This window comes from Ancylomarina longa, assembly GCF_003996985.1.
In the GTDB taxonomy this organism is placed as follows: Bacteria; Bacteroidota; Bacteroidia; order Bacteroidales; family Marinifilaceae; genus Ancylomarina_A; species Ancylomarina_A longa.
Genome location: NZ_RJJX01000004.1, coordinates 113793 through 126839 on the forward strand (window position 1 = coordinate 113793; position 13047 = coordinate 126839).

The 13047-nt window shown below is 35.5% G+C and carries 8 protein-coding genes; 7 read left to right on the plus strand and 1 reads right to left on the minus strand.

Annotated features, from left to right (window positions below):
• Positions 1–2 precede the first annotated feature (2 nt).
• From DLK05_RS04870 to truA, 6 genes are all read left to right on the plus strand, one after another.
• Positions 3–1409: an efflux transporter outer membrane subunit gene (locus DLK05_RS04870; RefSeq protein WP_127342887.1), complete on the plus strand. Its 1407-nt coding sequence runs from the start codon at positions 3–5 to the stop codon at positions 1407–1409.
• A gap of 631 nt (positions 1410–2040) precedes the next feature.
• Positions 2041–3819 carry a sensor histidine kinase gene (locus DLK05_RS04875; protein WP_127342888.1) on the plus strand — a complete coding sequence of 593 codons (1779 nt, stop codon included), beginning with the start codon at positions 2041–2043 and terminating at the stop codon, positions 3817–3819.
• Positions 3812–4456, plus strand: coding sequence for a response regulator transcription factor (locus DLK05_RS04880; RefSeq protein WP_127342889.1), 645 nt, complete (start codon positions 3812–3814; stop codon positions 4454–4456). The genes DLK05_RS04875 and DLK05_RS04880 overlap by 8 nt, the downstream gene beginning before the upstream one ends.
• A 246-nt stretch (positions 4457–4702) precedes the next feature.
• The gene (locus DLK05_RS04885; protein ID WP_127342890.1) at positions 4703–5497 is read left to right on the plus strand and encodes a TorF family putative porin; all 795 of its coding nucleotides are present in this window, start codon (positions 4703–4705) and stop codon (positions 5495–5497) included.
• A 23-nt stretch (positions 5498–5520) separates the two neighbouring features.
• On the plus strand, positions 5521–6738 hold the full coding sequence (locus DLK05_RS04890) for an ammonium transporter (protein ID WP_127342891.1): 1218 nt from the start codon (positions 5521–5523) through the stop codon (positions 6736–6738).
• 480 nt (positions 6739–7218) lie between these two features.
• On the plus strand, positions 7219–8046 hold the full coding sequence (gene truA, locus DLK05_RS04895) for a tRNA pseudouridine(38-40) synthase TruA (protein WP_209319716.1): 828 nt from the start codon (positions 7219–7221) through the stop codon (positions 8044–8046).
• Here the strand turns inward: truA and DLK05_RS04900 are convergent.
• Positions 8043–10181: a PAS domain S-box protein gene (locus tag DLK05_RS04900; RefSeq protein ID WP_127342893.1), complete on the minus strand. Its 2139-nt coding sequence runs from the start codon at positions 10179–10181 to the stop codon at positions 8043–8045. The two genes, truA and DLK05_RS04900, sit on opposite strands and share 4 nt — an antisense overlap.
• Before the next feature lie 468 nt (positions 10182–10649).
• On the opposite strand from DLK05_RS04900, the gene DLK05_RS04905 reads away from it, so the two are divergent.
• Positions 10650–13043: a penicillin-binding protein 1A gene (locus DLK05_RS04905; protein ID WP_127342894.1), complete on the plus strand. Its 2394-nt coding sequence runs from the start codon at positions 10650–10652 to the stop codon at positions 13041–13043.
• Positions 13044–13047 lie beyond the last annotated feature (4 nt).

The window sequence follows — 13047 nt, forward strand, 5'->3', positions numbered from 1 at the left end:
AGATGAAGAAAAAATATATAATACTTAGTCTGGTTCTAACAGCATTCAGTCTACAATCCTGTTTTGTTGCCAAAAAATACCAGCAACCCGAATTAGAAATTCAGGATCAATACAGAAATGTATCCACTAGCGATTCTACCAGCCTGGCAAATATGCCCTGGGAACAAATATTCACCGATCCCAAATTAAAGGAACTGATTGGAGAAGCTTTGCAGAACAATCTGGATCTTAAAATAGCGGTGGAACGTGTAAATGCAGCCGAAGCTTATTACAAGCAAGGAAAAATGGGTTACCTGCCTACGCTAAATATCAGTGCAAACGGAGGAAAATATAATTTATCCGACAATAGTCTTACTGGTATATCATCAGGAGGTAATGGCCCCAACTATGAAAACTATCAGTTAAACGGTAATATCTCATGGGAAGCAGATATTTGGGGAAAAATACGCAGTAGCAAGAGAGCCTCGCAAGCTGGTTATTTGCAAAGTCAGGCAGCTCGCCGAGCTGTAGAGAGTTCGCTGGTTGCAAATATGGCATCGGCCTATTTTCAGCTAATCGCACTCGATGCTCAGGTTAAAGTAGCCACACAAACGGTAACAACCCGCAAGGAGAGCTTGGAAACCATGAAGAGCTTGAAAGAAGCCGGACAGGTTACCGAAGCAGCTGTAAAGCAAACAGAAGCTCAACTATACAGCACCCAGATTTTACTTTTAGATTTAAAGCAAAATGTGGTGCTTCTGGAAAATACTATTTCTTTATTACTGGGAAAAGATTCCGGTAACATTGCTCGCAATAGTTTAAACGATCAGAAAATTGATGTGGATTTAAATACAGGTTTTCCAATGCAATTGGTACGAAATCGTCCGGATGTGATGGTAGCTGAATATGGTTTGAGAAATGCCTTTGAATTAACCAATGTTGCCCGAAGTAATTTTTATCCTTCGGTAAGTATTAGTGCTAATGCAGGATTTGAAAGTGTTCAGTTCGATAACTGGTTTAATTCAGCTTCCCTATTCAGCAATTTTATTGGCAATTTAGCACAACCGCTATTCAATAAGAGGAGTATCCGAACTCAATATGAAGTAGCGAAGGCACAGCAGATGCAAGCCAAATACAATTTTAAGAAAGCGCTATTAACAGCTGAAAAAGAAGTATCGGATGCATTGTACATCTATCAGACCGAACAGGAACGCTACGACATCAGACAACGAGAACTTCAGGCACTGAAAGAAGCAGTAAGTTATTCAGAAGAACTATTGAATAATGGCTACCAAAACACAACTTACCTCGAAGTTTTAACAGCACGTGGCAATGCACTAAACTCAGAAATTAATGCTATTGATTCCAAATTTAAACAGTTGAATGCTGTGGTTGATTTATATCTGGCATTGGGTGGTGGCTGGAAATAAGTCCTATCATTTATAGCTAAATAAAGCTAATAGTAAATAATAAACCGAACGAACTCCTACTGAATCACATTGTATTCAGCAGAATTCGTTCGGTTTTTCTTTTTAGAATATAAGATTGCACCAAATCAAAATCATCCTCACCGAGTCCGATTTTATCAAAATAAGAAAAAGAGCATACCGCCTGAAACCCTTGCGATGATTGATCATTTACCCGACAGGAGGGGTCATTTGCCCGATGATCGACTTAAAAAGCCGATAGAAGGGGTCATTTACCCGATGATCGACCCAAAAAGCCGATGGAAGGAGTCATTTACCCGATGATCAATCATAGAAGGCAATGTGAGTTAAGCTGCAAACGATATGAACATTCTTATTAAAATACTTGTATTACGAATTAAAACATACAGGTTTCCTCCACAATTTTGAATACAATTTTTCACTTGGCATATTTTCTAACATCAATGGATGAACTGTTTTAACAATCTCAAATCACCTTTTGAATCGTATTTTTCAAATAAATATTAATACCAATGCCATGTTTTCCAAAAAAAATTCAACCACCTTACCCCTACTCCTTTTCAGATAAATAATATCTTTGCTCGCAACAAATACGAACTTTCAGATTAAGATTATGCGTAAATCTTTAGCCAAAAAGCTCTTGATATATTTTGTTGTACTCAATCTCGTCTCCATTCTTGTGGTAGGAGTTTTCGCGTACACACAAGCAAAAGATGCATTAATTTCACGCACCTTCGACCAGCTTACCTCGGTTCGTATCGAAAAAAAGAAACGCATCGAAGACTTTTTTCAGCAGCGAATTCACGAAATACAAGCCATAAGCGAGGCGGAATTTTCCAACATTAATTCCAATCAATCCGCTGAGACTGGTTTTTCGCAAAAACTCATCGACCACAAACTATTCTCCGGTGTATTTGCTTCCTTAATCGCGAGTAAAAGAAATTTCAATCGAATCTATATTTATGAATCGGATACCGTTTCTTTTGGATTCGAAATTAATCCTGAAAATGGAACCTGGGATTCCAGGAATCTGCGAATCGATCATCAAAATTTATTCAAAGATTTAATCGAGCTTCACAACAAAAAAATAAGCATTCACGAATTAATAAATCCGAAGCAAAAAAATCAGGCAGAAATCCTACTTTGCGAAGTAATTACCCAAGCAAAACACAAAGTTCTGATTGCTTTTAGTATCAACACAGAACAATTGAATTCCATTATGCTCGACCGAAATCCATTAAATGGATTGGGTAAATCAGGGGAAGCCTATTTGGTTGGCGAAGATTACTTTTTACGAAGCAAAAGCCGATTTAAAGAAAACTCAAACTATACCGTAAAATCTTATACACAAGGAGTTCGTTATGCCTTTCAGGATAGTATTGGCACTGCTATATTCAGGGATTATCGTGGAATTAAAGTACTGAGTTCTTTCAGTAAAATTGAGGTGAGTAATTTAAACTGGGCCATTCTTGCCGAGATTGATCAGCGTGAAGCAATGATTCCCATCCGCAATTATGGAAATAGCATGTTCTACATCTTAATTATCCTCAGTTTACTCTTATTAGGAGTTGTTGCCCTTATTGCCAATACCATTACGGCACCTATCCGCAAATTACTAACAGCAACAGAAAAAATTGCCTCGGGCGTTTACGAACAAATGAGCGACATCAAAGCAGATGGTGAGTTAATGGAGTTAATTGCTGCCTTCAATCAAATGACTAAAAAGATTAAGGAGCAACAAGATAATCTGCAAATTGCCAGAGATAAAAGTATCTCTTCCATGATAGACGGTCAGGAGATAGAACGCAGTCGTTTAGCTCGCGAACTACACGATGGATTGGCTCAAACGATATTGGCAATTAAAATGCGATTGGAAAATACAGCTCCCGAAGATGCTGCTAAAGTTCTAGGCGAATCGAAGGAAATGTTTTCTGATTTAATGCACGAAATTCGAAGCATGTCCAACGATTTAATGCCAGCAGTTCTAAGAGAATTTGGTCTGATTAAAGCACTAAACAGTTTGCTGCTTCAAATTGAAGAAAATAGTGCCATTCGAACCAGTTTACAAATTGATGACTCCATAAAGATCAATAAAAAGGCAGAAACTTATCTGTATCGTATTGCGCAGGAGGCAATCAATAATATTATAAAACATGCAAATGCTAAAAATATACAGCTTAGTTTAAGGATGAAAAATAAATGCTTATATTTTGAAATAAGCGATGATGGAAAAGGAATTCCAAAAGAAAATCGTTCTAAAACAGGAAATGGTTTATCAAATATTAAGGATAGGATTTCTGTATTAGGTGGGAAGGTTAGCTTTAAAAGGAATAATCCTCATGGATTAAATATTGTGTGTAAAATACCATTAAAAAGATGCCGTTATGAATAGTATAAATGTTGTATTGGTTGACGATCATAAACTCTTTCGCGATGGATTAAAATCTCTATTGCTGAAACATGATGATATTAATATTGTAGGAGAATTTGGTAATGCAGATGATCTGCTTTCTCAACTCGAACAGCTCCATGCACACATTATTATAACCGATATTAGTATGCCGGGAATGAATGGCATAGAATTAACACAACATTTGTCCAAGCAAGCTCCCTGTCTTAAAACCATTATCTTATCCATGCACAACAACAAAGACTTTATCCTGAGTGCTATGGAAGCAGGTGCTAAGGCATATCTCCCTAAGGATATTGCTGGCGAAGAATTAAGCGAAGCCATCTACGAAGTAAGCAAAGGAAACGAGTATTTCAACCCAGTCATCAGTAATATTATCATGCGCAGCTTAATGCGCGACAACAAGCAAGACGAAAAACATGGCGATTTAACCAAAAGAGAAACAGAAGTGCTTAAATTGGTTGCCGATGGTTATATGAACAAAGAAGTTGCAGATAAGCTCCATATTAGTGTTCGCACAGTAGATTGCCACAAGAACAATATTATGGGGAAACTTAAACTTAATACCACCGCCGAATTGGTGAAATATGCCATTAAAAATCATATTATCGAATTCTAAAAAAGCTCATTTGCCCTACTATATTTCCATCCTCAATTATTTGGCATCCTATAATCTCATTAATTAGCTGCAAGCGCAAATCGCACTTTCTATTGTGGTTTTCGATACACTAACTAGGTATTTCTCCTAGTACACTTCTATTTTGCGTAGTATTTTTTAGGGGAAATTCTCTATTTCACCAAATACTCTTCTCTCCTATGTTTGTTGATTGAAAATTAACACTAATTAACAAACACTATTTTTAGAATGAAACGATCAGGCGCATTCCTGTTGTTATTGCTTTTTGTAGGTATCAACAGCTACTCCTTCGGTCAAAAGGAAAATCCAAAACTTGATTTCAGTGCAGATGTCATGAGCCGTTATATTTGGCGTGGAAGCCAATTTGGTGGTAACAGTCCTAGTCTTCAACCAAGTGTAAATCTTAGTTGGAATGGATTGGAACTTGGTGCTTGGGGAGCTTACTCATTAGGCGGAACCAATAATGCACAAGAATTTGATCTTTATTTGGGCTACACTTTTTTAAAAGATTTAATGAGCATTACCCTTACCGACTATTATTTTCCAATTGAAGGAGCCAATTACGATTATTTTGAATTCAATCACAATAAAACTGGTCATGTGTTGGAAGGAACTATTGGTTTTAATGGTAACGAAAAAATCCCATTCGGATTCTTACTAGCCGTTAACTTTTGGGGTGCCGATGCGGCCTCTATTAGTGAAGGTTCATCTAATATTAATCAAAAAACTGGCATTCAATATTCTACTTACGCAGAAATTTCCTATAGCCATAGCATGTCGAATGATGTTGATTTTAACACTTTCATCGGTTTTAATCTTACAGATCCTAAGACTGCCAACCCTAATAGCGGTTTCAATGGAGAAAGTGGATACTATGGCAGTAAAGCAGGCATCGTGAATCTTGGTTGTACCCTCACTAAGAATGTAGAGATTAATGACAAATTTTCTTTGCCAGTTTCAGCTTCAATAATTACAAATCCAGTAGATAAAAAAATCTTTTTTGTCTTCGGGTTTTCTTTATAAATAACACTTAAACAATAAAACTCATGTTAGATTCAGGAGCAACAACTTTTATGATCTTATGTACCAGTTTGGTGATGTTAATGACACCAGGACTGGCATTTTTCTACGGTGGTCTTGCAGGAAAACGCAATATTTTAGGCGTTATGATGCAAACCTTTGTATCACTCGGTATCACCACAATCATGTGGGTAACCATTGGATATTCACTATGTTTTAGCGGCGGTGAAGGCGGCATTATTGGAAACCTTGACTTTGCATTTTTACATGGAGTGGGATTTGAAACCAATTTTGCAGGCGCAGGTGGTAAATATCCAAATTTCATCTTTATCGCTTACCAGATGATGTTTGCTATTATTACACCCGCCTTGATTACCGGTGCATTTGTAAACCGGGTAACTTTTAAAGCTTACCTCTTTTTCTTAGTAGTATGGCAATTATTCGTGTATTACCCATTTGTTCATATGGTTTGGGGAGGTGGAATCCTTCAGGAATGGGGTGTTCTTGACTTTGCAGGTGGTGTTGTTGTACATGCTACTGCAGGTTTTGCAGCTCTTGCTTCGGTATTTTATGTTGGTAAACGTCGCGACAGACAAAGTCCTCCAAATAGTATTCCATTGGTTGCAATCGGAACAGGTCTTTTATGGTTTGGATGGTATGGTTTTAATGCCGGTAGTGAGCTAGATGTAAATCACATCACCACTCTTGCATTCTTAAATACCGACGTTGCAGCTTCTTTTGCTGCTATCACCTGGTTAATTATTGAATGGTCACGCGAAGGAAAACCAAAATTTGTTGGTTTACTAACTGGTGCTGTTGCCGGTCTTGCAACCATTACTCCTGCTGCTGGTTTTGTGCCTTTGTGGGCTGCAATGGTAATTGGTATTCTTGCTGGTTTTCTTTGTTACCTTGCAGTACAATTAAAGAACAAATGGGGTTGGGATGATGCCCTTGATGTTTGGGGAGTACACGGTATGGGTGGTGTTTTTGGAACCATCTTATTGGGTGTTTTTGCATCTTCAGCTATCAATGGTCAATCAGGATTGTTAGAAGGCGATGGAGCTTTCTTCTTTAAAGAAATTGTTGCGGTAATAATAAGTGCTGCTTATGCATTTGTCTTTACTTATCTCATGTTAACCATTATCAATTATATTACTCCCGTTAAAGTTAAAATGGAAGACGAAGATAAAGGTTTGGATGCCTCTCTTCATGGCGAACAAGCCTATGACGAGGGTGCCCTTTAGTCTATCTTTCATTTAGCGGGACTATTAACCCCTTTTGCATATTAAAAGCAGTTTCAGCAATGAAGCTGCTTTTTTTATTGTTCCTCGCAATCCAATTGTCGAAATAAAAAACTCCTTAATAGTAAATAATCCTCGGGGCAAACCCACGAGGCATTTTAGAATATTTTTTAAACGTTTTAGTATTTTATGACATCGAGTCACAAAATACTAAATTACGAGGCAAGCCTCGAGGAATTTAACCTAAAGAAATTAAAAATTTCCAACTCCCAACAATTCAAAGCCAAAAGGTATTTGTTATTGTTTAAAAATGAGTTTTAAGATATATCATTCTACCTGATCTCTAATAAACGGAGCATAATTTAAAATCAATTCAGACAAACTTGACTTTGCTTTTTAGTAAAAAAAATTACTCAATTGATTTTTTACCTTTACAAACAGAAAATCCGGTATATATTACTCTAACTTCTAATTCGAATTATTTTGCGCTATTTTTTTCATATTGGCTATAAAGGCACCAACTACCAAGGCTGGCAAAGACAATTAAATGCCCATAGTGTACAGGAATGTATCGAAAAAATATTATCGCAGTTTTTAAAGGAAGATGTACATTGCATTGGTTGTGGTCGTACGGACTCAGGCGTACATGCATCGCAATATTATTTTCATATCAATACAAAAAAAATTATTGAATCCAAGTTATTTTTTCCCATTAACAGGATGCTTCCCCGAGATATTGCAGTTTATGAAATTTTAGAAATGCAGGAAAATAATCATGCCCAATACCACGCTACTGCCCGAACCTATAATTACTTTATTCACACCAAAAAAAATCCATTTTTAAATGAGATTAGTGCTTTATATTCTGTTTTTTTAGATGGAACTAAAATGCAGGAAGCAGCTAATTTATTAATTGGAAAAAAAGATTTTAGAGCCTATTGCAAGACTCCCGACCGACATAATCATACCTTTTGCGAAGTGAGTAAAGCCCAATTCTACAGCAATTCAAAAAAAGATATGTTCCGTTTTGAAATTACTGCTAACCGTTTTTTAAAAGGGATGATTAGAATTCTGATGCAACAATTTATCGAAATTGGAAGTAGAAATTTAAGTTTGGCCACTTTCCAACATCAATTAGAAGAAAAATCATCACCCAAAACCATGAAACTAGCATACCCACAAGGACTTTATTTAAGTAATATAATCTATCCCTTTCTAAAATTAAAGCCAAATTCTGATTATTGTCCATTGCTCCAACTTGAAGAGTGGAAGGCATTTCATCAAGACAATGATATACATTCAGCGTTTTAAGAAGCATACTTCTGTAACTTAACATACAAATCCTCTGGATTAATTGGTTTGGTTACAAAATCTGTCATTCCTGCATCTACAACCTTTTTGCGAATTTCACTAAATGCAGAAGCTGTTACAGCGATTATAGGCATTACTTTAAATTTATCCTCTCCAAGGCTTCGAATATTTCTGGCAGCATTATATCCATCCATCACTGGCATCTGCAGATCCATGAGTACCATATCAAAATCACCAGATTGTACTTTGTCGTAGGCTAATTTTCCATTTTCAGCTACCTCACAAGTTATATCCCATTTCTTCAGAAATTGTTTTAAAATAAGAACATTCATTGGATTATCTTCAGCTACTAGTACATGTAATCCTTTAATTTTATTGATTTCAGTAAAATGATCCGAAGTAAAATTCACTTTAGGTTTTGATTTCAGACTTACCGGAAAACTTAAACTCACACAAAAAGTAGTTCCTTTATCTTCTTCGCTATACACACTAATATTACCATGCATAATTTTTACCAATTTCTGAGTGATCGTTAATCCTAAACCTGTTCCACCATACAATCGGGTGGTATTAGAATCTGCCTGCGAAAAAGAATCAAAAACCGCCTCTTGTTTTTCAAGAGGAATTCCAATTCCTGTGTCCGAAATATCAAACTGAAGCTGTACTAAATCACCTTTTGAAGGTTGCATACTAACTTTTATCTTAACAAAACCTCTTTCTGTAAACTTAAGTGCATTACTACACAAATTATTAAGAACCTGCGAAATTCTGGTAGGGTCACCCATTAAATATGGAGGTATTTTCGGATCGATATTCACAATAAAATCAAGACCTTTTTCTTTAGACTTTGATTCGAAACCAGCAGCAATATTATTCACCAAATTCCTAAAATTAAAATCAATTTCTTCTAAACTAATTCTACCTGCTTCAATTTTACTAAAATCAAGAATATCATTAATCAAACTCATTAAATTATCAGCAGACAATTTTAATATATTAATATTATTTAGTTGATCCTCTCTTGGATTATCATCCGCCAACAAATGAGTTACTCCAATAACAGCATTCATCGGAGTCCGTATCTCGTGCGACATAGTTGATAAAAATTGAGCTTTCGCCCGAGTTGCTTCTTCTGCTCTTTCTCTAGCCCTAATCAATTCATGTTCAACCCTTTTTCGTTCGGATAAATCGTGAAGCACAACAAATAAAAGATTACCCTCCACCATAGGAATCGAATTTAACGAAACTTCAACAGGAAATTCTTCGCCATTCTCTTTTATATGAACCCAATCGAAAGTATTGGAACCTGTTTCCTTCGCTATTTGTATCATTTCCTTTGCTTTATCTTCCGAACAATTTCCATCATGTTGATATTCCGGGGAAAAATTCTTCACATATTTTCCTACAAAATTTTCCCGTTTACTTACCCCAAATAAATCGAGACAAGCTTGATTACATTCCAGAAATTTAGCTCCTTCAATAATTAAATAAACTACCGATGATTTTTCAAATATCAATTTGTATTTTTCTTCCGTTCTATTTTTTTCCTCTTCCAGAAGCTTACGTTTAGAAATATCCTTAATAGAGCCTGTTAATCCGGTCATTTTCCCATCCTTATTATAGGACAATTTAGCAACCAATTTACACCACACATAAGATCCTTTGACAGTAACCAAACGTATTTCCTCATTACACAATTTTTGCTTCCCGGTTAATAATCGCTTCAATTTCACCTTACAGAATTCAATATCATCGGGATGCATATATTCAAATACATTAGAATCCAGACTTTTTTTCACTTTGAAACCAGTAACCTTTTCCCAGGTTGGATTCAAATACAACCAATCCCCATTTCTGCTTGCTTGAAAGATTATCTCCGAGATATTATCAACAACAAACTCTAATCGCGAAGTTGTTGTTTTAATTTCTTCTGTTTTTGTAACAAGAGTCCTTTTCAATTCAGCATTCGCCTTGATTAACTTCTTCGATTCTCCCGCCAACGCATCTGACATTTGCATTAAATCTGTATCTAAACTACTAAAAGCATTATCAATTGCCTGTATAAAATCATGCAATCTCTGCTCTTCCCCGCTAGATAAATACTTCTCTATTTGCTTTTTTAATAGTGGATTCATAATTAATAAAATTTGCACTCACCATTTCTTTTTTATCCGCTCAATAAATTAAAATAACAGATATTTCTAATCCTTATTATTAGGAATCTCCTTTGAAATATTAGGCAACTAAGAAGAATTCAATTATTGTTTTAAAATTCAAAAATAAGGTTGATTCTATCCTATTATATTGGAATATAGGGAATCCTACTTATGATTAATTTTACAAAGATTAAAGCTAGATACAATTTTTTAAAAACATATACCAAACTTTCCTAATCATCAATTTAAACTTATTCGCTTTAAAAATCAAACGACTCATCAATAACTTACTACGCATTTGCAAATCATACAGTTACAATAAACTATAAAAAAATAAAATATATTGTTTAAATTTGAAGTCACAATACAACAATCTTCCATTAGAATCCTATAATCTTTAAGACTTTAATTCGTTATAATAAAGAAGACTGTAGAAGTAAAAATATCATGGCAAAAAAGAAAACAACATCCACTAAAAACAAGACTTCTAAGAGAAAAAACATTAAAAAGAAAAAAACTACAAGACGAAGCTTGAAGGCATATATTATCCGATTTGTTCTCCTGTTAATAATGGGAGGAATATTTGCTATTGGTCTTCTTTTTAGCAGTGTTTACATTGGTCTATGGGGTAAACTCCCAGATTATAATACACTCAAAACCATTAAGAATGCAAATGCGTCTGAAATATATTCTGAAGATGGAATGATTTTAGGACGAATATATGCTGAAAATAGGACCAATGTTAGCTTTAAGGATATCTCCCCTAATGTTATTAACTCCTTAATTGCCACAGAAGATGTACGGTTTTACGAACATCAAGGCGTGGATGAGAGAAGTCTCCTACGTGTATTGGTAAAATCGCTTATACTGGGTAACAGAAGTTCCGGAGGAGGAAGTACATTAAGCCAACAACTAGCTAAAAATCTGTTTCCAAGAAAAAACTATGGTTCTATTAGTATGCCTGTAAACAAAATCAAGGAAGCAATTACAGCATCACGTCTTGAAAAAATATATTCCAAAAAGGAAATTTTACAATTATATCTGAATACAGTATCCTTTGGAGAAAATGTATTTGGCATAGAAAGTGCTGCCAGACAATTTTTCAATAAACCTGCATCAGCCCTTCACACGCAGGAATGTGCCTTATTAATTGGCATGCTAAAAGCTCCCAGTCACTACAATCCGCGACTTCATCCCGATAAATCAAGGCAAAGAAGAAATGTAGTGCTAAACCAAATGGCTAAATATGATTTTATTTCAAATCGGAGGGCAAACCAATTAAAACAATTACCTGTAGTACTGAATTATACAAAACCATCAAATAATAATGGTCTGGCACCCTATTTAAGAGAACGTATTCGAATTGAGCTTAATAAAATATTAAAAAACTATCCGAAGGAAGATGGCTCCTACTACGATATTTACAGAGATGGCTTACACATTCAAACAACCATTGATTCCAGGATGCAAGCTTACGCTGAACAATCTGTTAGCGAACACATGAAAAATCTTCAGAATTTATTTATCAAACACTGGAGCAATAGTCATCCCTGGGAAGGTAGTCCTGAAATAATTAAAAATGCAGAGAAAAGATCGGAACGATATAAAAGTCTTAAAAGAAAAGGAAAAACAGCCGCTGAGATCAAAAAAGAATTTGACATTAAACATCCGATGAAAATCTTTTCCTGGAATGGAGACAAAAAAGTAAACCTATCACCCTTAGATTCTATTAAGTACTATGTGCAGTTATTAAATACTGGATTTCTGGCAATGGAACCTCGAAGTGGTAAAATTAAGGCTTGGGTTGGCGGTATTAATTTTAAACATTTTAAATACGATCATGTAAGATCGAAAAGACAAGTCGGTTCCGTATTCAAACCCATAGTTTATTCCGCAGCCCTTGAAGAAGGTATTTCTCCTTATGATTATATTCCAAACGAAAGAAAAGTTTATAAGGACTACGACAATTGGTCTCCCCGAAATGCGGACAACTTATATGAAGGAAGTTATAGTATGGAAGGAGCCCTTGCTGAATCTGTCAACACTATTGCTGTGGATGTTTTACTGCAAACTGGTATTCGCGATGCTATTGTTCTTGCTGAAGAAATGGGCATAGATAGCGATTTACCAAAAGTTCCTTCTCTTGCATTAGGAACAGCTGATATCTCTCTGTTGGAGATGATACAAGTTTATGCCTGCCTTGCAAATAGAGGTATTCATGTTGAACCATATTATATATCAAAAATTACAGACAGTAAAGGCAATTTAATTGCTGATTTGTCTGAAAACCGCGAGAAGGATCGCTATGTTATGGCTCCACAAAACGCAGATATTATTAATCATATGTTGGAAGCAGTAGTAAACGATGGAACCGGTAAATCACTTCGAAATGTATTTCATTTAGAAGGGGACTTAGCGGGAAAAACAGGAACAACACAATCGCATGCTGATGGCTGGTATATTGGATACAATGCCAATTTGGTTGCAGGTGCCTGGGTTGGTGCTGATGATAGGAGAGTTCATTTTAGAACCCTAAGTCTTGGACAGGGAGCCAGCATGGCACTTCCTATATATGGAAAATTCATGAGAAAACTAAGTCAGGACAGACACTATTCCCATTATAGTTTTTCTGCCATTCCGAAACCTGATAATGAAATACTATCGCAATTGAATATACCTCATTATCTTCCACCGGATTCTAGTTTTTTCGAGAAGATTCTTGGAATCAAAGCTAAGAATCACGATAAACTAATGAAAAGAAAGTTAAGAAGAGAGAAACGTAAAAAAGAGAAAAAATCTATCTATCAAAGAATTAAAAATATTTTTAGAAAAAATAAATAGTTTG